We start from the raw sequence: 19,290 nt of genomic DNA, 5'->3' as shown, positions 1-19,290 counted from the left end.
CGTTATAGAGGAATATTTCCATGTTTACGTGCTGGCAAGGTATCGCGCTTTGTCTTGAGTGTTCGGAATGCCTTCGTGATGTATTGGCGTGAATCTTCAGGTTCAATCACGCTATCGATTGTTCCGCGCTCTGCAGCGAGGTAAGGATTGGAGAACTTTTCGGTGTACTCAGTAATCAATTCTGCGCGCTTCGCATCTTGATCTTTAGCCTCAGCTAAATCCTTACGATAAAGAATATTGACTGCACCCTGTGCGCCCATCACCGCGATTTCAGCGCTAGGCCAAGCAAAGTTGATATCGCTGCCAAGGTACTTAGAGCCCATCACGATAAATGCTCCACCGTAAGCCTTACGGGTAATAAGGGTGACTAGTGGAACTGATGCTTCAGCATATGCGTAAAGAAGCTTTGCTCCGCGACGAATGATTCCGTTCCACTCTTGCTCTGTACCAGGCATAAATCCTGGTACGTCAACGAGTGTCAGGATTGGAATATTAAATGCATCGCAGAAGCGTAAGAATCGCGCTGCTTTCTCAGATGAATTGATATCGAGCGTGCCTGCAAGCTGTGAAGGTTGGTTGGCAATAATTCCAACTGATTGACCTTCGATGCGCGCAAATCCCACAACAATATTCGGTGCATAGAGAGCATGAACTTCAAGGAATTCGCCTTCATCTACGAGAGCTTGAATCAAGTTCTTCATATCGTATGGCTGGTTAGGGCTATCTGGAATCAAAGTGTTGAGCGCTGTATCAGATGCGCTCTTATCAAGGGTCTCTGTTGGAGGAAGGACAGGAGATCCATCCATATTGTTAGATGGAAGGTATGACAGCAGCGCCTTCACATAATCAATCGCATCTGCCTCTGAATCTGCCATGTAATGAGCGTTTCCAGATTTGGTGTTATGTGTGAATGCACCACCAAGTTCTTCCATACCAACATCTTCGCCAGTAACAGTCTTGATCACATCTGGACCTGTAATAAACATGTTGGATGTTTCCTTCACCATGACGGTGAAGTCGGTTAGTGCAGGTGAATATGCAGAGCCGCCGGCACATGGCCCGAGGATCAAAGAAATCTGGGGAATCACACCTGATGAACGCGTGTTAAGGCGGAAGATTCGTCCGTAACCGTTGAGTGAAGCCACGCCTTCTTGAATACGCGCTCCACCTGAATCATTGATTCCAATCAGTGGAATTCCTGACTTCAGAGCAAACTCGGCAATCTTTACAATCTTCTCTGCATGTACCTCGCCAAGCGATCCACCAAAAACAGTGAAGTCCTGTGAGTAAAGTGCGATTGGTCGCCCATCTACTGTCGCGGTTCCGATAATGACACCGTCACCGTAAGGTCGGTTCTTCTCCATGCCGAAGTTCTGGGCGCGGTGACGAGCGAACTCATCAATTTCGGTAAATGAATCTGCATCGACGAGCATCTCAATACGTTCGCGAGCGGTGCCCTTGCCCTTGGCATGCTGCCTCTCTTCTGCGCGTGCAGAACCAGCGTGGACAGCTTCATCAATTCTTTCGCGGAGGTCTTCGATTTTTCCCGCTGTAGTGTGCAGATCTGGGCTCATGAACATAAGGTACTAGTCGTGAGCACCGTTGCGCCAAGACCACCGCTAGATAGTTCGGTCATCTCAGAAAAAATCTCGCAGTACTGGCGAGTAAGCGTGGTTGAAGTCACGGGATCGACGCAAGATGACTTAACGCAATTAGTTGCAGATAAAAAAGCAAAAAGCGGTGAAGTCATCACTACGGAATATCAAAGTGCAGGACGAGGTCGGCTCGATAGAAAATTTGATGCACCTGCATCTTCTGCTCTGATGTTTTCATTCTATGTTGAACCAATTCGAGATAAATCTGATTGGTCATTTCTGCCACTTCTTACTGGGCTCTCTGCAATCTTTTCGCTCACCACATTGGATCCCGAGCTTTCACCTACTCTTAAATGGCCCAATGACATTCTTATAGGAGATGGAAAAGTCGGCGGAATCATCGCGCAAACAAGTGGTGACGGAGTTGTAATCGGTGTTGGCATCAACGTTGGAATGTCTCAAGAGGAACTTCCTGTTGTTACTGCTACTTCACTAGCCCTCCACAACTTCTCAACACTGGACCGCAATCTCATTCTCTCGACATTCCTAGCAACCTTTGAAGAGCTCTTTCAAAGATGGCAGAACGGTGAAGATCTACGCCATCTGTATAAAGAGAGGTCTGCAACGATTGGCCACGACATACGAATTGAACATCCAGATGGCAGCCATAAGAATGGAAAAGCTGTAGATGTGACGCCTGCAGGCGAACTCATTCTCGAAGACGGTTCTCGAGTAACAGTCGGAGACATCGTTCATCTACGATAGGGCTGTGAATGAACGATTCCCTCGCGTAGGCGTTATAGGCGCAGGGCAATTAGCGCGCATGATGGTTGCGCCAGCAACAGCTCTCGGAATCGATCTACTTCTCTTCGCACAAAGCCCTGATGATTCAGGTGCCCAAATCACACATCACATCGTTGGCGATTACGAAGACCTTGAAGCTCTCAAAGTATTTGCAGCGGACTGCGATGTCATCACATTTGAACACGAGCTCGTGCCGCTCTCGGTTATTAAGGGGCTGGAAGCCACAGGCGTAAAGGTTTATCCGCCATCATCTGCATTTATCTATTCTCAAGATAAAGCTGAGATGCGTAAGAAGCTGAGCGCCTTCCCTGCGCCGAAGTGGAAGATTGCAACATCAACTGCCGATATCGAGCGATACCCATTGATAGCAAAAGCTATCTCGGGTGGTTACGACGGTCGTGGTGTGTGGAAGATTAATTCGCAAGATGAGCTTGCCGAAGTATTGAAAACAACCCCGCAGCTCCTCATTGAAGAACTCATCTCTTTCGACACTGAAATTGCAGTGATGGTCGCTCGCTCTCCACATGGACAAGCAACTTCTTGGACACCAACTGAAACGGTGCAAGAAGATGGAATCTGTACTTTAACGATTTCACCTGCTCAAAATATTTCTTCAGAGATTGCTGAAAAGGCACAGAAGCTCGCACTCGATATCGCACAAGAAGTTGGCGTGGTCGGTGTTATGGCAGTTGAAATGTTTGTGAAGGCAGATCAGCTCTTCATCAACGAACTCGCAATGCGCCCACATAATTCAGGGCACTGGACCATCGATGGAGCTGTCACAAGTCAGTTCGAACAACACTTGCGCGCGATTCTCGATCTACCACTTGGAGATCCTTCAATGACTGCCGATATCGCTGTAATGGGAAATATCTTGGGCGGCGAGAAGACAGATATGTATCGCCCATATCTTCACCTGATGGCGCGCAATCCAGAGCTTAAGTTCCATCAATATAAGAAGGAAGTCCGCGTGGGGCGCAAGATTGGCCATGTCACAGCAGTTGGCTCTGACCTTCTACAATTAACCACAGATGTTCAGCATGCACGTGACTATATGAGTGGAGCTATCGATGAGTGATCGTAAAGATGTAGCAATCATCATGGGCTCAGATTCTGATTGGCCAGTCATGGAAGAAGCTGCGAAGGCACTTGATTCATTTGGAATTAGCTACAGCGCAGATGTTGTCTCAGCACACCGCATGCCTGAAGAGATGGTCGACTTTGCAAAGACAGCTGCATCAAAGGGTTACAAGGTAATCATTGCTGGTGCAGGGGGAGCGGCGCACCTCCCAGGAATGGTTGCATCCCTTACAACGCTGCCGGTTATCGGCGTTCCAGTGTCTTTGAAGAACCTAGATGGAATGGATTCATTGCTATCTATCGTTCAGATGCCTGGCGGAATTCCTGTTGCAACTGTTGGAATTGATAACGCTAAGAATGCAGGAATCCTTGCTGCGCGCATCATTGGTTCGGCCGATGCAGCGGTGGCTAAGAAGATCGAATCTCAGCTTTCAGATCTATCGGATGAGGCAAAAGCAAAGGGCGCCCAATTGAGCGCCCGTCGCAATGCAAAGACTGGTTTTTAGTCAGTTCGTCCTAAGGCATGAACGCGCCATCCAGCTGCGCGCCACATATTGCGATCTAACATATTACGACCGTCAATAAGGAACTTTGACTTCACGAGCTGACCAATCACTGATGGATCGAGTTCGCGATATTCCTTCCACTCAGTTAAGTGCAAGATCGCATCTGCGCCTTTAACTGCATCGACAACCTTCTCTTGGTAATCAAGATTTGGGAATCGCTTACGTGCAGGTTCAATGCCCTTAGGGTCGTGAACAACAACTTGTGCACCAGCTGCTTGAAGTTGAGCGGCGATATCAAGTGCTGGGGAGTCACGCACGTCGTCGCTGTCGGGCTTAAATGTTGCACCGAGAACTGCGATTTTGTACTGAGTGAGATCTTCAGAAAGATCTGCGCGCACAACATCAATAACGCGTTGACGAGCACGAAGGTTGATTGCATCAATCTCGCGAAGGAATTCAAGAGCTTGGTCTGCGCCAAGTTCTTGTGCGCGTGCCATAAATGCGCGAATATCTTTGGGAAGACAGCCTCCGCCGAATCCAATACCCGCCTGCAGGAAGCGGCTTCCGATTCGTGGGTCGTAACCGATTGCCTTGGCAAGAACAGTGACATCTCCACCTGCTGCTTCGCAGACTTCAGCCATCGCGTTGATAAATGAAATCTTTGTTGCAAGGAATGAGTTTGCTGCAACCTTTACGAGCTCCGCAGTTGGTAGATCTGCGCGAATCCATGGAGTTCCAAGATCAATTACAGGCTTGTAGACCTCTTTAAGGATTTCTTCTGCGCGATCATTTGCAACGCCAACCACAAGACGGTTTGGAGTCAAAGTATCTTCGACTGCGAAACCTTCGCGAAGGAACTCAGGGTTCCAAGCGAGGTCTGCCTGTGGAGCAGACGTTGCAAGTTGATCGCGAAGTAACTGAGCTGTTCCTACTGGAACCGTCGACTTTCCGACAACGAGTGAACCTTCTTTGAGATGTGGAGCAATTGCTGCAACAGATGACTTTACATATGTCAGATCTGCAGCAAGTCCATCTTTGCTCTGAGGTGTACCGACACAGATGAAGTGAACATCAGCATCAGCAACTGCCGAGAAGTCGGTTGTAAATGAGAGACGCCCAGTCTTCATCTCAGCAGCTAGGAGAGTATCGAGACCAGGTTCGTAGAAAGGGAGTTCGCCTTTAGAAAGGAGATCAACCTTGCCCTGGTCGGTATCGATACCGACTACTTCAAAACCGAGTGAGGACATACATGCTGCGTGGGTAGCGCCTAGGTAGCCGCAACCAATTACTGAAAGCTTCAGAGTCATACGCGGGAGTCTATTGCAGGCTCAATTAAAAACTGGAAAATTCAGGGCTATTTTGCGGGCGCGCAAGGATTATCTGCAGCTGTTTTCGTCTTAAATTTGTCGATTGTCACAGCTTCAGCAGTCGCCTTTGCAGATGCTTTCGCAGTTGGCTTCACAGTCTCAAGCAAGGCTTCATCGTTGCGAATCTTGGTCCAGAGATCTGTTGCCAATACATCATCCCAAATCACAACAGAGCCAACGGTTGGATGGCGACCATTTGGATCTGAAAGCGGAACAGTCAATGTGCGAATATTTCCTGAAGAGAGATTGCGCATCTGCTTGGCAAGAGTGAGAAGGTCATTCTTATCCACTCCAGAATCCATCTTCACAGTAGAAATAGTTGCGTTGTAGAACTTTGTTAGTTTGATTGGATTGAGAAGCACTCCGCTGCTTGTTGCTTTGCGCAGAACAGCGCTCACGAATTGCTGTTGACGTTCCATTCGTCCAATATCCCCACGGCCATCAAAGTCACGAGTACGTACATACTTGAGCGCTTCAATTCCATCAAGCACGTGTGTGCCTGCGCTCATCACCAAGTGGCTCTTTGGATCATTGATAGCAACTTTAGAACAAACCTCAATGCCACCAAGAGCATCAACCACACCAGTAAAGCCAGCAAAGCTGACTTCGACGTAATGATCAATCTTTAAATTTGTCTTCTCTTCAAGAGTTTGAATAAGAAGCGGTGCTCCACCAAATGCAAAGGAGGCATTGATCTTTCCAGGACGAGCTGGAATATCTCGTGTGCCATCTTGGCTTCGGTGCGCAGGAATAGTCACCAAGGTATCTCGTGGAATTGAGACGATATAAGCCGCATCACGGGCCTTTGAAATATGGACGAGCAACATTGTGTCTGAGCGACCACCTGCCGCTACTGCAGTGCTTCCAACACGGAGCGCTTTAATCTGCTCTTTCGTTAGACCTTCACGAGTGTCAGAACCAACAACAAGATAGTTCAGGGCCGAGGAAGTCTTTTCAGGACGATCTTTAATAGAGCCAAAGACATCTATTCGAGAAATTTGTCCGCTCACCTGGCCTAATCCGAGCCACGATAGCGATGCAACAAGGACAACACCCAGAGAGAGTGATGTAATTATCCGAATTGCACGAGAAGATTTCACATCCGTAGGGTACTTGGACGATAGCGTGGAGGGGTTATGGCGACACCAACTCACGAGTTAATTGGCTCACCGCATCCATCTATCAGCGTCATACTTCCAATTCTCAATGAAGAAGCACATCTCAAAGGTGCTATCGACTCAATCCTTTCTCAGGATTATCTAGGAAAGACAGAAGTAATTCTTGCCATCGGTCCTTCGCATGATCGCACCCTTGAAATCGCTCAGCAAATATCTCAGCAAGATTCCCGTGTAGTAATCGTCGAAAATCCAACAGGACGAACAGCAGCTGGATTAAATCTTGCGCTGAAAAAATCACAGAGCCCAGTCATAGTTCGCGTTGATGGGCATGCCCAAATTCCAAGTAATTACCTTTCACTTGTCGTTGAAATTCTCAACAAGACCGGTGCAGTAAATGTCGGTGGCGTAATGGCAGCCGTTGGTACAACCGCCTTTGAAAATGCAGTTGCAGGCGCAATGCGCAGTCCGCTCGGAGTTGGTGCATCACGTTTCCACACTGGGGGAGAAGCCGGTTTAGTTGACACTGTGTACCTAGGCGCCTTTAGACGAGAAGCACTCATTGCAATTGGTGGCTTCGATGAACGCTTTACTCGCGCCCAAGATTGGGAACTTAATTTCCGCTTACGCGAAAATGGCGGAGTTGTTTACTTCGATCCAAGGCTTCATGTCACATATCGTCCGCGATCGACTGTAAAAGCTCTTGCGAAACAATATTTTGAATATGGTCGCTGGCGCCGAGTAGTTTCAAGAAAACATAGCGGAACAATTAATTATCGCTACCTCGCTCCACCATTTGCTCTCATCGGTTTCACCGTTTCGCTATTGGCTGGATTTATCGCACCAATACTCTTCACCCCAGCCGCGATTTACACACTCTTTGTTCTACTTGCTTCAATCAAAATCGCATCAAACATCCGTGAATATTTCTTGCTCTTGGCTGTTATTCCGACCATGCACTTCGCGTGGGGCGCCGGTTTTATCTCCTCACCAAAGACTCTCGTCCCCGTATCTGAATAAGGTGAGCCTCGCTGCGGTAGCCTTTCGCACGTGGAGAAGCCAGTAGTTGTATACGAGCCATTTCGCGCAGGCTTGCCGCCTATGCGCGAGTACATGCGCTCACTCTGGTCTCGCCGAACCTTCATCTCCGAGTTCTCACGGTCAGAACTGCGCGAGCAGAATTACGGATCTGTCTTCGGCCAATTGTGGCTAGTTCTAAACCCGCTTCTTCTCTCTGCCGTTTACTTCCTTCTGATTTATGTCATTGGCGGAAGTAGCGATGCCACTCGTTTTGGCCACCTCACAGCAAGCCTCTTCCTCTTCTATTTGGTTGCAAATAGCCTCACAGGTGGAGTCAAAGCAATTACCTCTGGTCAGCGTTTGATTATGAATACTTCATTTCCCAGAGTGATGTTGCCGATTTCTGCAACGGTCATTGCCCTCTTTAAATTTATTCCCACTCTCATTGTTTTCGGAGTCATTCACGTATTAATCGGACTTCCGTATTCATGGCAGATGTTGTGGGCAATTCCAATCATGGCCATCGCACTTGTGATGGCTTTGGGAATGGCGATTCTTATCTCTTGCATTAATGTGTACTTTCGAGATATCTCAAGCATGCTTCCATATCTGACTCGAAGCCTTCTCTACTTATCGCCAATTCTCTACGTTGCATCAAGCATCTCTGACCGAATTAAGACATTTGAGATTGCCAACCCAATCTTCTATCTTCTCGATTCATGGTCACGCGTCTTGGTACACGCCCAGGCTCCAACTGTCTTCGGAATGGTTCACGCATCTGTGTGGGCACTTAGCCTCTTTACCGTTGGCACATACTTCTTCCTATCGAGGGAGCGTGATTTCGCTGTCCGACTTTAGCCACACACATACTCCTCAAAGCCTTGCTGTATCTGTTAAAGATCTAGGGCTTACGTACACAACATCGATTGATAAGAAGCCAACTCTTAAGGCGCGCATTAAATCTCTTGGGCGCGGAAAGAAACACACACGTATTGTGAAAGCGCTTAACGACGTCTCAGTAGATGTTCATTACGGAACAGTTCTTGGCATCATCGGTTCAAATGGGGCTGGTAAATCTTCTCTTATGCGCGTGATTTCAGGCATTGTTCCTCCTACTCAAGGACGCGTTGAAGTCTATGGAAGCGTCAGCACCCTCTTAGCCTTGGGCGTTGGCTTTAATCCATCGATGACGGGTCGAGATAACGTCTATCTAGGTGGGCTTGCCGCTGGAATGTCGCGCGAAGATATTGATAAGAACTTTGATGCCATCGCTGCATTCTCAGAACTTGGTGAGGCAATCGATGCCCCTATGCGCACTTATTCATCAGGAATGTATGCACGCCTTGCCTTCTCGGTGGCAGCTGTTGTCGAACCAGATATTTTGATTATTGATGAAGCTCTCAGCACTGGAGATGCGAAATTTAAAGAGAAGAGCCTTAATCGCATTAAGGAACTTCGCACCGCAGACCGCGCTCTCATCCTGGTAAGCCACGCGTTAGCGACCATCGAAGATATCTGCAACGAAGTCATCTGGCTTGATAAAGGTAAGTTAATGGCGCGAGGTAATCCAACAGAAGTTATCGCTTCTTATCGTGAATTCGTGAATGCAAGAAAGAGCGCATCATCAGATGAGGATGTTTAGAGCCGGGGTTTTACTCCTTGCTGCAACTTTTATAGTCATACCTGTTTCTCGCGCGGAAAATCCTGAAACATTTTCCTTTACTGGATCCGGCTATGGCCATGGAGTAGGCATGAGCCAGATGGGAGCTCGCGCACTTGCTCTCGCTGGCGAATCTGCAACCGGAATTCTTAATTACTATTACAAGGATGTTGTGGTTGCTCCATATGTAGATAGCCACACGATACGAGTAAATATCGGGCACTTACTTCGCTCAGTTTCTTTTGTTACCGCAACTCCCGAATCAGCTATTCAGATTTATGCTGGAGAAGTCACTGGCTTCACTGATATTGCACCTATCGCAGTACTCGGAACACGACAGAAAGCATCGTTTAGATTAGATGCGGCGCAGAACATAGTTGGCCCAGTAACTGGAAAAGCCTTCACTATTCGCTGGACCGGACCCAATGCAGTAATGACTTTTTCACAACCCGGAAGTTCTGCGAAGTATCGCTATGGGCAGATGCAGATGAAAGTAGTTAAAGGCGCAATCGAAGTAACGAATTCGCTCAGTCTTCACGATGAGTATCTCTGGGGAATCAGTGAAATTTCTTCGGCATGGCCAGCTGCAGCTCTTGAAGCTCAAGTGATTGCAGCTCGTTCGTACGCACTCTCCAAGATTTCTACAATTAAGCCTTCATGCGATTGCCATGTGTATTCACATATCGCGGATCAGAACTTTGTCGGGTATTCGAAAGAGATTGAGCCAAAGATTGGCCAACTCTGGAAAGCTGCCGTTAACCGCACACATATCGACACAGCTACAAGCCTTGCCATCCTCGCTGCAGGAAAGCCTATTCAGGCTTATTACTCATCATCTTCAGGGGGAGCGACTCAGACAACGTTAGATGCGTGGGGTCAAGCAACTTCCTACACACAATCGGTTCCAGATCCAGCTGGTTTAGATCCCAAGCTCAATCCGAGATTTGCACAGTGGAAGGCATCTGCAACGCAAGAGCTGGTGAAGAAAGCATTTCTGCTTCCAGATGTAGTCACTCTAGAAATTGTCTCTCGAAATTCTGCAGGAGCAGTTACTTACATCAAGGGAACTTCATCTTCAGGTTCAACGAAATTATTACGAGGCGATACCTTTAGAAGTCGAGTAAAGATTCCTTCTCCGTATTTTCAGCTTGCTTTGCCGTAGTACTTAGTTAGCGTGCAGTACAGAATTTAATCCGCCCCAAGTGCCCGTGCGCATAACAGCTTCAAGCCCACCAGTAAGTGAATTTCTACGGAAGAGAAGATTGTTTGCGCCTGTTAGAGATCCAGCCTTCACGATTTCACCATCAGGCAACTTCACCTTTGCTGCTGCGGTGATGTAAGTACCAGCTTCAATGACGCAGTTATCGCCAAGCGAGATACCAAGACCTGAGTTGGCACCAAGGAGGCACTTTTCACCAATTGAAATAACTTCTTTTCCGCCGCCGCTGAGCGTTCCCATGATGGAAGCTCCACCACCGATATCGGTGCCATCTCCGACAACAACGCCTGCAGAGATACGACCTTCAACCATAGAAGCGCCCAAAGTACCCGCGTTAAAGTTGATAAATCCTTCATGCATCACAGTTGTTCCTGATGCGAGGTGAGCGCCTAATCGAACGCGATCAGCATCTGCGATTCGTACACCTGAAGGAATGACGTAATCGACCATGCGCGGGAATTTATCGACTGCAAATACTGTGAGATGGCCGAACTTCGCCTTAAGTCGCGCACGAGTGAGTTCAAAGCCTTCGACTGCGCAAGGACCGGCAGAAGTCCAGACTACGTTTGCAAGAAGTCCAAAAATTCCATCGAGTGATTGGCCGTGAGGTTTTACAAGTCGATGCGAAAGAAGATGAAGGCGAAGGTATGCATCGCGTGCATCCTTTGGAGCTTGTGCGAGATCAATTTCGAGTGAGACCAATTCACGAGTTACACCTCGAGCATCATCGCTTCCAACCATTGCAGTAAGTGATACATCAGGAGTTCCAGTGAGAGCACCTAAAGCAGGTGCTGGAAACCAGACATCGAGAACAGTTGATCCTGCAATTGTTGCTATTCCGTGACCGTGAGCTAAAGAAGACATGTTCTAAGCCTAACCCCTATCCTGTGCCTCATGCGCATTGCAGTGTTCTGTTCTTCCTCTCCGACTATCGACTCTAAATTTATCGACCTCGCATTCGAACTTGGCTCAGGAATTGCACGCAGTGGAGCTGAATTAGTTTCTGGCGGAGGCCATATTTCTGCCATGGGTGCAATCTCCCGCGGCGCAAGAAGTGTGGGCGGCCGGACAATCGGAATCATTCCTCAGAAGTTGGTTGATATTGAATTTGCTGACCACGAGAGCGATGAACTTATTGTGGTCGATTCAATGCGTACACGAAAGGCAAAGATTGAAGATCTCTCTGACGCCTTTATTACTTTGCCGGGTGGGCTCGGAACTCTCGAAGAACTCTTTGAAATTTGGGTTGGCCGCTACCTTAAATTCCACGATAAGCCGGTAATCATCCTTGATCCATATGGCATCTATCAGCCACTACACGCACTTGTAGAACATCTTGAAAATGAGAATTTTGTTAAGCCCGGAATGCGCGATCTCTTGCACTGGGCAACTTCTGTTGAAGAAGCTGTAGCGGTTGCTCATGGCAAGTAACACTCTTTCAATCAGTCTCACAATTCCTGCTCCAGTTGATTCAGTCTGGAAGAAGATTGCGGATTGGCAATCACAAGGTGAATGGATGTTGCAGACAAAAGTCTGGGTAACTTCGCAAGAAACCGAAGGCGTCGGAACATCCATTGCAGCGTTCACCGGACCATTGCATCGAATCTATCCACGCTTCGGATTCTTAGGGTTATTAGATCTCATGGTTGTTACGACGTGGCAACCTCCACATCGTTGCGATGTCGAACATGTGGGAAAGATTTTGAAAGGATCCGGAACTTTCCAATTAACGCAAATGAATTCGAGCGCAACACGTTTTGACTGGTCTGAAACCATCCAAGCGCCCAAAGTGGTATTTGCCCTCATCGCACCCTTTCTCTACGTAGGTGTTCGCATATCTCTAGCGCGTTTTGCGCGATCTTTTACCTAAGTCACCCTTTTCCTCGCATTCTTTAAGAATCAAGCGAGTAACCTCTATACCTATGAGCGGCGCCAGCAATCCACAATCTTTGGCTGAACTCCTCGCTGCTCTGCCCGATGAAGAACGTTTTATCTTGACCCTTCACTATCTGCGTTCACAAAGCAGTTCTGAAATTGCCGCCCTCTTATCTGTCCCTGAGCGCTCAGTAATCGCTGTAATTGAGTCTGGAAAGGCCCGCCTCACAGGGGCTTTAGGTCTCTAGCCCCCACTTTCACCGATTTCACCCATGGCTCAATCTGCGAGATACTTCTCCCTGTAACTTTCCTTAAGAAGGTTTCCCCACCCGAAGTAAGAGCAAACAAGGAGTCCCCACCATGGCAGCTATGAAACCTCGTACAGGCGATGGGCCAATGGAAGTCACCAAGGAAGCTCGCTCGCTCGTGATGCGAATCCCTCTCGAAGGCGGCGGACGCCTCGTGGTTGAACTCAACCCACAGGAAGCAAATAACCTCAGCGCCGCTCTTGAAGCCGCTGTTGCTCTCATTAAGAAGTAGAGCGGATTACAGAAAATTCTTCACACAGTCGCACCTGATTTAGACTCACTAATCAGTGCAGATGTTCTCGCTCTTGGGTTTACAAAGAGCGGAGATAATCCTGTCGAGTTCATCGGCAACTCACGTTTAATCGCAGCGCTTGAAAAGTATTTTGAAATTAGCCTCATTGATGAGGTCACCTTCTTCCAGCCTTCAGGTAAGGCCGGTGAACTCTTTGAAATCCCCGTACTTCACGACGGCGCGCAGGTAGATCGATTGTATTTAGTTGGCGCTGGTGATGGTTCACTTCCAGCTCTTCGTACTGCGGGAGCTGCGCTAGGAAAGAAAGTTCGCGGAAAAGCAATTGAACTCATCTCACTCCTTGCTGAATCCCGAGCCGAAATTCGCGCGCATGGCGTCTCGATTCTTCTCGGTGCATATTCATGGAACCTCAAGACAGGTAAACCAACAGAGCTTGCAACCATCGCAATCGCAACCAAAGATTCAGCCTCCGTTACAGAAGCGGGTGTCATTGCTCGCGCGCTCTACACAGCACGCGACTTGATCCACACTCCTTCAAATATCAAGAATCCACTCTGGATGGCTGAAGAGGCTAAGAAGATTGCCGACGAAAAAGGTTTAGCCATTTCAGTGCTCTCAGGAAAAGAGCTCGCTCCATTTGGTGGGCTACGCGCAGTTGGAAATTCTTCACCAAAACCAGGGCCACGATTCATTGAGTTGACCTATATTCCAAAAGGAAAAGCACGAAGCGCAGCAGCACTTCCTCATGTTGTCATTGTCGGAAAAGGAATCACCTTCGATACTGGCGGAGTCTCACTCAAGCGTCCTTATGAATTTATGACTGCGATGAAGAGCGATATGGCTGGTGCAGCCGCAGCTCTTGCAACAATTAGCGCACTCCCTGATTTACAACCACAAGTCAAAGTCACTGTGCTCATGATGTGTGCAGAGAATGCACTTTCAGGTACAGCGCAGCGACCATCTGATGTCATTACCCAATACGGCGGTACAACTGTAGAAATCATCAATACCGATGCAGAAGGTCGCCTCGTTCTTGCAGATGGCTTGGCATATGCAGTCGCTAATCTCGATCCTGATTACCTCTTTGATATTGCAACTTTGACAGGGTCAGCAACACTTGGACTTGGCCGCCAATATGCAGCGCTTTATTCGCGCGACAATAAGTTGGCTCAAGAGCTCGTTGCCAATGGAGAATCTTCTGGTGAACGCGTCTGGCAGATGCCACTGATTGATGATTATGCAGATTCGCTGGAAAGTGATGTGGCTGACCTTAACCATGCAGCAGATAAAGGAAATTACTCAGCAGGATCAGTAACCGCCGCTCTCTATCTCGAACATTTCGTTGGCGATGCGCGATGGGTGCACCTTGATATTGCAGGCACAGGCCGCAGCGAAACTGATTCAGGAGAAAACGCTAAGGGCGGCACCGGTTTCGGCGTGCGTTTCTTCATCGATTGGATATTGTCCCTCTCATGAACATCACACCGCATTCTTATGCAGAGTCCTTTATTGCAGAAGATGCGATAAAGGCAGTAGCTCGAGCACGTGGCCTCGAACTAGGCGCACTTGATGTCACTCAAGGTACTGGCGCCTATCTTCGCCACCTTGCTCATCAACTCAGCGCACAATCAGTCGTAGAAATCGGTACCGGTTCAGGTGTCGGTGCGCTTTGGTTGCTCGAAGGAATGATGGCAAGTGGAACTCTTACTTCGATTGATGATGAGATGGAACATACAAATATTGCAAAGATGGCTCTAGCGGAGGCTGATATTGCGCAGCCACGTTTTCGACTTATCACTAATTCAGTTATGGATGTCATGACTAAGCTCACTGATCGCGCATATGACTTAGTGGTATTTCGCCACAACCCTGAAGATCTCAGCTTTGCAATCTCAGAAGCGCATCGAATTCTACGAAGCGGTGGTGTTTTCGTCATCGACAATTTCTTCGGTGGTTCAAAGGTGCAAGATCCTGCACAACGCGACCCAAAGACGATTGCACTTCGCGAAGCGGGTAAATCAATCAAATTAGATACCGAAGCTTGGGTTACAACACTGATTCCAACAGGCGATGGCTTACTCCTCGCCACAAAGTTATAGAAGAGTAAAGAGAATGAGCATCAATAACGGCGGACCTTGGTGGGTAGCTCCAAGCAAGAGCGGACTCGGCAGAAATATCACCTTGCGATCAGCGGTAGTTCTTTCACTTGTAACAGGAGTAATCGGCGGAACATTTGGTGCCGCATCTTCTGGTTCACTCTTCGGTCACTCAGTTAATCTTGTTAAATCTACTTCAACGATTGAGCGCCCCGTGGGATCTGTTGCAGAAATTGCACAACGCGTACTTCCATCGGTTGTATCTATTGAAGCGCGCTCCTCAGATGGCGGCTCTACAGGTTCGGGATTTGTCATCGATAGCAGCGGTTACATACTTACAAATAACCACGTGATTGCTTCCTCCGTGACCAGTGGCGGAGATATCACCGTTCGCCTCAACGACGGTTCTGCCTACGATGCCAAAGTTGTCGGCCGAGATAGCTCTTATGATCTTGCAGTACTCAAAATTATTGGTGCATCTCTCAAAGCTCTTCAATTTGGAGATAGCGAAAAGGTTGCTGTCGGAGATTCTGTGATAGCAATCGGATCACCATTGGGGCTTTCTGGAACCGTCACACTCGGCATCATTAGCGCCAAAGATCGCGCTGTGACTGCAGGAGAATCTAGTGAAGAGAATTCATTTATCAATGCCCTACAAACTGATGCTGCAATTAATCCAGGTAACTCAGGTGGACCTCTCGTTGATGCAACCGGTGCAGTAATTGGTGTGAACTCAGCGATTGCTTCATTGGGTTCAAATTTCTCATCTCAGGCTGGCTCCATCGGACTTGGCTTTGCAATTCCAATCAATCAAGCGCGAAAGACTGCAGATCAATTGATTAAGAATGGCAAGGCAACATATCCGGTGATGGGCATCTCCGTAGATATGAATTACTCAGGAGAAGGTGCTCTCATTGCAAAGACTGCAAACGCTGTTTTGCGCGGTGGCCCTGCAGCCAAAGCTGGCATGAAATCCGGAGACATAATTACTGAAATAGAAGGCAGATCAATCACTTCGCCGGAAGAGCTGATTGTCGCTATCAGGGCGCAAAATGTCGGAGATAGCATCAAAGTCACATATAAGCGTGGAGCTATTTCTAAGACGGTCACCCTCGTTCTGACGGCATCGAAGTAGCAGAGTAGGGTTTAGCCACTATGTTCTTTGACTTCGGAGCCGGCGAAATTATAGGCCTTGCGATTCTCGCAATGATCTTGGTGGGACCAGAACGTCTTCCTAACTTTGCTGTTGATGCCGCTAAATTTATTAAGCGTGCACGTCAGATGGCGACTAACGCTACCGATGAACTCAAAGGCAACCTTGGCCCTGGTTTTGAAGATCTCAAGCCAACAGATTTAAGTCCAAAGAAATTTATCCAGAAGCAACTCGCTGGCGTTATGGATGATGAGCCAACGTCATCGACCTCAAAAAAATCTTCCAAAATTGATCCCGATCTTCTATGACAACTCTTGAATTAGTTCACGCAGCACTTGCCACCGTCCAAGATCCTGAACTCCATCGCGCCCTTCCTGAACTTGGCATGGTCAAGGCAGTTGAAATTTCAGGTACTACTGCAAAGCTAGAAATCCTCTTAACGATCTCAGGCTGTCCTATGAAGGATCGACTTCAGAAAGATATCGATGCTGCAGTAAAAGCAGTTGATGGAATCACTGCCGTTGAAATCAACTTTGGCGTGATGGATGAAGAGCAACGTGCCAACATTAAAAAGCTTCTTCGCAATGGACGCGAAAGCTTTATCTCATTCGCTCAAAAGGATTCACTTACTCGCGTTATTGGTGTTGCATCCGGTAAAGGTGGCGTTGGAAAGTCTTCACTGACTGCCAATTTGGCAGTTGCATCTGCGCAAAAGGGTTTACGTGTCGGCATTCTTGATGCAGATGTCTACGGCCACTCAATCCCTCGATTGATGGGGCTTATTGGACAGAGACCCACAGCTATCGATCAAATGTTTATCCCTCTCGAATCTTTCGGCGTGAAGACAGTCTCTATGGAGATGTTTAAGCCTGAACGCTCTGATGCAATCGCATACCGCGGACCACTTCTGCACCGCGTTCTCGAGCAGTTGCTCTCCGATGCTTACTGGGGAGATCTCGACCTTCTCTACATCGACCTTCCACCAGGTACCGGAGATCTTGCAATCTCATTGGGACAGCTCGTTCCTTCCTCTGAAATCGTTGTAGTAACAACCCCGCAAATTGCAGCAGCTGAAGTTGCAGAACGTGCCGGTCGCATTGCTCACCAAATTCATCAACGCGTTATTGGCGTAATCGAAAATATGTCTGCCTACCCATGTGCAAAGTGCGGAGAACTCACATCGCTCTTCGGCGAAGGCGGCGGAGAAGAAACTTCTCGTCGCCTTTCACAGTTGGTTGGCGCAGATGTTCCACTGCTTGGAAAGATTCCATTTAGCCCAGATCTTCGCGAAGGTGGAGATGCTGGTGCTCCAGTAGTTGTGTCAGCTCCTGAAAGCCCAAGTGCCAAGGCAATTGAAGCAATTGTTTCTCAGTTGATTGTGCGCGAGAAGTCTTTACTTGGCGTCAGACTCGGGCTTGCGTAACTCTTCAACAATCTCTTTTGCAAGATCGCCTAATTCATTACGCATGTAATCGCGAGTAGCAACATCACCCAAAGCAATACGAAGACTTGCTAACTCACGAGTGAGATATTCAGTATCTGCAATGCTGCGAGCATTCTGAGCGCGATCTTCATTGAGCGCAATGCGATCACGGTCTGCTTGGCGATTCTGCGCAAGCAAGATGAGCGGCGCTGCATAGGAAGCTTGAAGTGAAAGAATCAAAGTCAGAAAGATAAATGGATAAGTATCGAAGCGAATATCTTTTGGCGCCAAGGTATTCCACAAGACCCAACTGAAGACAAAGGCTGTCATATAAACCAAGAACCGCGCTGTACCTAAGAAACGTGCGAAGCGCTCAGAGAGACGGCCAAAAGTTTCTGGGTCGATATTTCCTCGGAGCGAACGACGAGTCTCGCGCGGAGTATCCAAACCAAAGTTGCGTGCCATCGTTACACCTCCTCGGTGAAATTCTCTGCGAAGTTTGTATCGATACTTTCAAGGGCTGCAGTTGTTGCTGCAGAATCTCGGTGGTCATGACGCCAGTTTTCGGGCAACAAGTGATCGAGCACGTCATCGACAGTAACTGCGCCCAAGAGGCGGTCATTGGCGTCGATAACTGGCAGTGAAAGTAAGTTGTAGCTAGCTAAGTATGACGAAACTGCATGCAGGGATGCGTCGGGATTTACGCCTTGCGTATTGGTATCAACAATCGAGCCCAGCAGAGTTGAAGGCGGTTCGCGTAATAAGCGCTGGTAATGAACCATTCCGATAAATCGACCAGTTGGAGTTTCGAGCGGTTGGCGCGCGATAAATACCTGCGAAGCTAGCGCTGGTGAAATTTCACTCTGGCGCACAGCAGCGAGAGCATCAGCAACTGTGTAATCAGCGGACATCACGATTGGTTCGGTCGTCATCATTCCACCGGCTGAGTAATCCTCATATGTCATCAGGCGCAATACATCTTCAGCATCTTCCGGATCCATCAAACCAATAAGTTCTTGAGCGCGCTCTTCTCCAATTTCGCGGAGCAAGTCGGCAGCATCATCAGGATCCATCTCTTCGAGAACGTCAGCTGCGCGTTCGCCTTCGAGTTCTGCAAGGAGAGCAACGCGTTCTGATTCATCCATCTCTTCAAGAACATCGGCAAGACGCTCGTCATCGAGTGCGCGAGCAACTTCAACGCGACGCTTAGGGGCGAGATCTTGAATTACCGCTGCAAGGTCGGCTGCACGAAGATTAGAGAGAGTTGAAAGTAAGTTAGAGACGCCTTGGTTAGATTCGTGTTGAGCAAACCCAGTGACTTCTTCCCATGCAACTGTTGAAGTTGCACCCTTGCGACGAAGACCGCGTCCCTTGCGCATGATGTGAACGCGAGTGATGAGCCAATCTCCAGTGCGATTTTGCTCCATGCCCATATCTTCAACAAGAACATCTTCATTGTTTTCAAGGAGAGTAATTGTGCGGTCAAGCAGATCGCCAAGAACCAGCATTTCTCCAGCGCGAGTTTCAAATCGGCGCATATTAAGAAGCCCGGTAATTACTACGCCACCTGATTCAATCGAAGTTACACGAGTGATGGGAACAAAAACACGTCGACGTAGAGGTACTTCAACGACAAGTCCCAGGATGCGTGGAGATTGATTATTGGAACGAAGGGTCGCGACAGCATCGCGCACCTTGCCAACAGGATCCCCATTAGGGTCGAAAACAGCAGTTCCGGCAAGACGGGCGAGAAATATTCGATTGATGTTATTTCCGCTCATGGGATAAGAGTAACGGCTGGGGTATCGACTAGGTT

22 protein-coding genes are annotated in these 19,290 nt (G+C 48.2%); 16 read left to right on the top strand and 6 right to left on the bottom strand.

Annotation, left to right across the window (positions count from 1 at the left end; genetic code table 11):
• Window positions 1-2: 2 nt before the first annotated feature.
• Complete coding sequence (locus tag A1sIA56_RS05185; protein ID WP_095673861.1) at window positions 3-1,580, bottom strand: acyl-CoA carboxylase subunit beta; 1,578 nt, start codon at window positions 1,578-1,580, stop codon at window positions 3-5.
• A 12-nt stretch (window positions 1,581-1,592) separates the two neighbouring features.
• Here A1sIA56_RS05185 and A1sIA56_RS05180 point away from each other — a divergent pair, with 12 nt between their 5' ends.
• The 3 genes from A1sIA56_RS05180 to purE are packed head-to-tail and all read left to right on the top strand — an operon-like array spanning window position 1,593 to window position 3,985.
• Window positions 1,593-2,360 (top strand): biotin--[acetyl-CoA-carboxylase] ligase, encoded by a 768-nt coding sequence (locus A1sIA56_RS05180; protein ID WP_190276994.1) that lies wholly within the window; start codon window positions 1,593-1,595, stop codon window positions 2,358-2,360.
• 4 nt (window positions 2,361-2,364) lie between these two features.
• Window positions 2,365-3,477 (top strand): 5-(carboxyamino)imidazole ribonucleotide synthase, encoded by a 1,113-nt coding sequence (locus tag A1sIA56_RS05175; RefSeq protein ID WP_095673860.1) that lies wholly within the window; start codon window positions 2,365-2,367, stop codon window positions 3,475-3,477.
• Window positions 3,470-3,985: a 5-(carboxyamino)imidazole ribonucleotide mutase gene (purE, locus tag A1sIA56_RS05170; protein WP_095673859.1), complete on the top strand. Its 516-nt coding sequence runs from the start codon at window positions 3,470-3,472 to the stop codon at window positions 3,983-3,985. Before A1sIA56_RS05175 ends, purE begins: the two co-directional genes overlap by 8 nt.
• On the opposite strand, the gene A1sIA56_RS05165 is transcribed toward purE, so the two are convergent.
• Entirely contained in the window at window positions 3,982-5,292 is a 1,311-nt protein-coding gene (locus A1sIA56_RS05165) for a UDP-glucose dehydrogenase family protein (protein WP_095673858.1), read from the bottom strand. The genes purE and A1sIA56_RS05165 overlap by 4 nt on opposite strands.
• 47 nt (window positions 5,293-5,339) lie before the next feature.
• A complete protein-coding gene (locus A1sIA56_RS05160; RefSeq protein WP_095673857.1) occupies window positions 5,340-6,452 on the bottom strand; it encodes an LCP family protein in 1,113 nt (370 codons plus the stop codon).
• A 36-nt stretch (window positions 6,453-6,488) separates the two neighbouring features.
• Between A1sIA56_RS05160 and A1sIA56_RS05155 the strand changes: the two genes are divergently transcribed.
• From A1sIA56_RS05155 to A1sIA56_RS05140, 4 genes are all read left to right on the top strand, one after another.
• Window positions 6,489-7,487, top strand: a complete 999-nt coding sequence (locus A1sIA56_RS05155; protein WP_095673856.1) for a glycosyltransferase family 2 protein — start codon at window positions 6,489-6,491, stop codon at window positions 7,485-7,487.
• Window positions 7,488-7,517: 30 nt separating this feature from the next.
• On the top strand, window positions 7,518-8,345 hold the full coding sequence (locus A1sIA56_RS05150) for an ABC transporter permease (RefSeq protein ID WP_095673855.1): 828 nt from the start codon (window positions 7,518-7,520) through the stop codon (window positions 8,343-8,345).
• Window positions 8,323-9,129, top strand: coding sequence for an ABC transporter ATP-binding protein (locus A1sIA56_RS05145; protein ID WP_223298419.1), 807 nt, complete (start codon window positions 8,323-8,325; stop codon window positions 9,127-9,129). Before A1sIA56_RS05150 ends, A1sIA56_RS05145 begins: the two co-directional genes overlap by 23 nt.
• Before the next feature lie 109 nt (window positions 9,130-9,238).
• Window positions 9,239-10,309, top strand: a complete 1,071-nt coding sequence (locus A1sIA56_RS05140; RefSeq protein WP_223298418.1) for a SpoIID/LytB domain-containing protein — start codon at window positions 9,239-9,241, stop codon at window positions 10,307-10,309.
• A 3-nt stretch (window positions 10,310-10,312) separates the two neighbouring features.
• On the opposite strand, the gene dapD is transcribed toward A1sIA56_RS05140, so the two are convergent.
• Complete coding sequence (gene dapD / locus A1sIA56_RS05135; protein WP_095673853.1) at window positions 10,313-11,230, bottom strand: 2,3,4,5-tetrahydropyridine-2,6-dicarboxylate N-succinyltransferase; 918 nt, start codon at window positions 11,228-11,230, stop codon at window positions 10,313-10,315.
• A gap of 30 nt (window positions 11,231-11,260) precedes the next feature.
• On the opposite strand from dapD, the gene A1sIA56_RS05130 reads away from it, so the two are divergent.
• From A1sIA56_RS05130 to A1sIA56_RS05090, 9 genes are all read left to right on the top strand, one after another.
• A complete protein-coding gene (locus A1sIA56_RS05130) occupies window positions 11,261-11,797 on the top strand; it encodes an LOG family protein (RefSeq protein WP_095673852.1) in 537 nt (178 codons plus the stop codon).
• Window positions 11,787-12,236: an SRPBCC family protein gene (locus A1sIA56_RS05125; protein WP_095673851.1), complete on the top strand. Its 450-nt coding sequence runs from the start codon at window positions 11,787-11,789 to the stop codon at window positions 12,234-12,236. Before A1sIA56_RS05130 ends, A1sIA56_RS05125 begins: the two co-directional genes overlap by 11 nt.
• A 52-nt stretch (window positions 12,237-12,288) precedes the next feature.
• Entirely contained in the window at window positions 12,289-12,489 is a 201-nt protein-coding gene (locus A1sIA56_RS05120; RefSeq protein WP_190276993.1) for a sigma factor-like helix-turn-helix DNA-binding protein, read from the top strand.
• A 112-nt stretch (window positions 12,490-12,601) separates the two neighbouring features.
• Complete coding sequence (locus A1sIA56_RS05115; RefSeq protein ID WP_020045748.1) at window positions 12,602-12,781, top strand: DUF3117 domain-containing protein; 180 nt, start codon at window positions 12,602-12,604, stop codon at window positions 12,779-12,781.
• Between the two features lie 255 nt (window positions 12,782-13,036).
• Window positions 13,037-14,278: a leucyl aminopeptidase family protein gene (locus tag A1sIA56_RS05110; RefSeq protein WP_223298417.1), complete on the top strand. Its 1,242-nt coding sequence runs from the start codon at window positions 13,037-13,039 to the stop codon at window positions 14,276-14,278.
• Window positions 14,275-14,901: an O-methyltransferase gene (locus A1sIA56_RS05105; RefSeq protein ID WP_095673849.1), complete on the top strand. Its 627-nt coding sequence runs from the start codon at window positions 14,275-14,277 to the stop codon at window positions 14,899-14,901. Before A1sIA56_RS05110 ends, A1sIA56_RS05105 begins: the two co-directional genes overlap by 4 nt.
• Window positions 14,902-14,914: 13 nt before the next feature.
• Window positions 14,915-16,033, top strand: a complete 1,119-nt coding sequence (locus A1sIA56_RS05100) for a S1C family serine protease (protein WP_095673848.1) — start codon at window positions 14,915-14,917, stop codon at window positions 16,031-16,033.
• 20 nt (window positions 16,034-16,053) lie between these two features.
• Window positions 16,054-16,359: a sec-independent translocase gene (locus tag A1sIA56_RS05095; RefSeq protein ID WP_095673847.1), complete on the top strand. Its 306-nt coding sequence runs from the start codon at window positions 16,054-16,056 to the stop codon at window positions 16,357-16,359.
• Complete coding sequence (locus tag A1sIA56_RS05090; protein ID WP_095673846.1) at window positions 16,356-17,474, top strand: Mrp/NBP35 family ATP-binding protein; 1,119 nt, start codon at window positions 16,356-16,358, stop codon at window positions 17,472-17,474. Before A1sIA56_RS05095 ends, A1sIA56_RS05090 begins: the two co-directional genes overlap by 4 nt.
• Here the strand turns inward: A1sIA56_RS05090 and A1sIA56_RS05085 are convergent.
• Both A1sIA56_RS05085 and A1sIA56_RS05080 read right to left on the bottom strand, forming a co-directional pair.
• Entirely contained in the window at window positions 17,445-17,939 is a 495-nt protein-coding gene (locus A1sIA56_RS05085) for a DUF1003 domain-containing protein (protein WP_095673845.1), read from the bottom strand. The genes A1sIA56_RS05090 and A1sIA56_RS05085 overlap by 30 nt on opposite strands.
• 2 nt (window positions 17,940-17,941) lie before the next feature.
• Window positions 17,942-19,255 (bottom strand): magnesium transporter MgtE N-terminal domain-containing protein, encoded by a 1,314-nt coding sequence (locus tag A1sIA56_RS05080; RefSeq protein ID WP_095673844.1) that lies wholly within the window; start codon window positions 19,253-19,255, stop codon window positions 17,942-17,944.
• Window positions 19,256-19,290 lie beyond the last annotated feature (35 nt).

Origin of the sequence: Candidatus Planktophila sulfonica, from assembly GCF_002288065.1 — a bacterium.
Classification (GTDB): Bacteria; Actinomycetota; Actinomycetes; order Nanopelagicales; family Nanopelagicaceae; genus Planktophila; species Planktophila sulfonica.
This window is presented reverse-complemented; position numbering and strand designations above follow the sequence as displayed.

Excerpts from the sequence above, each read along its gene's own strand:
- A1sIA56_RS05185 (WP_095673861.1), bottom strand. The coding sequence starts at position 1,580 with ATGTTCATGAGCCCAGATCTGCACACTACAGCGGGAAAAATCGAAGAC.
- purE (WP_095673859.1), top strand. The coding sequence starts at position 3,470 with ATGAGTGATCGTAAAGATGTAGCAATCATCATGGGCTCAGATTCTGAT.
- A1sIA56_RS05165 (WP_095673858.1), bottom strand. The coding sequence starts at position 5,292 with ATGACTCTGAAGCTTTCAGTAATTGGTTGCGGCTACCTAGGCGCTACC.
- A1sIA56_RS05155 (WP_095673856.1), top strand. The coding sequence starts at position 6,489 with ATGGCGACACCAACTCACGAGTTAATTGGCTCACCGCATCCATCTATC.
- A1sIA56_RS05140 (WP_223298418.1), top strand. The coding sequence starts at position 9,239 with ATGAGCCAGATGGGAGCTCGCGCACTTGCTCTCGCTGGCGAATCTGCA.
- dapD (WP_095673853.1), bottom strand. The coding sequence starts at position 11,230 with ATGTCTTCTTTAGCTCACGGTCACGGAATAGCAACAATTGCAGGATCA.
- A1sIA56_RS05130 (WP_095673852.1), top strand. The coding sequence starts at position 11,261 with ATGCGCATTGCAGTGTTCTGTTCTTCCTCTCCGACTATCGACTCTAAA.
- A1sIA56_RS05125 (WP_095673851.1), top strand. The coding sequence starts at position 11,787 with ATGGCAAGTAACACTCTTTCAATCAGTCTCACAATTCCTGCTCCAGTT.
- A1sIA56_RS05120 (WP_190276993.1), top strand. The coding sequence starts at position 12,289 with ATGAGCGGCGCCAGCAATCCACAATCTTTGGCTGAACTCCTCGCTGCT.
- A1sIA56_RS05115 (WP_020045748.1), top strand. The coding sequence starts at position 12,602 with ATGGCAGCTATGAAACCTCGTACAGGCGATGGGCCAATGGAAGTCACC.
- A1sIA56_RS05105 (WP_095673849.1), top strand. The coding sequence starts at position 14,275 with ATGAACATCACACCGCATTCTTATGCAGAGTCCTTTATTGCAGAAGAT.
- A1sIA56_RS05100 (WP_095673848.1), top strand. The coding sequence starts at position 14,915 with ATGAGCATCAATAACGGCGGACCTTGGTGGGTAGCTCCAAGCAAGAGC.
- A1sIA56_RS05095 (WP_095673847.1), top strand. The coding sequence starts at position 16,054 with ATGTTCTTTGACTTCGGAGCCGGCGAAATTATAGGCCTTGCGATTCTC.
- A1sIA56_RS05090 (WP_095673846.1), top strand. The coding sequence starts at position 16,356 with ATGACAACTCTTGAATTAGTTCACGCAGCACTTGCCACCGTCCAAGAT.
- A1sIA56_RS05085 (WP_095673845.1), bottom strand. The coding sequence starts at position 17,939 with ATGGCACGCAACTTTGGTTTGGATACTCCGCGCGAGACTCGTCGTTCG.
- A1sIA56_RS05080 (WP_095673844.1), bottom strand. The coding sequence starts at position 19,255 with ATGAGCGGAAATAACATCAATCGAATATTTCTCGCCCGTCTTGCCGGA.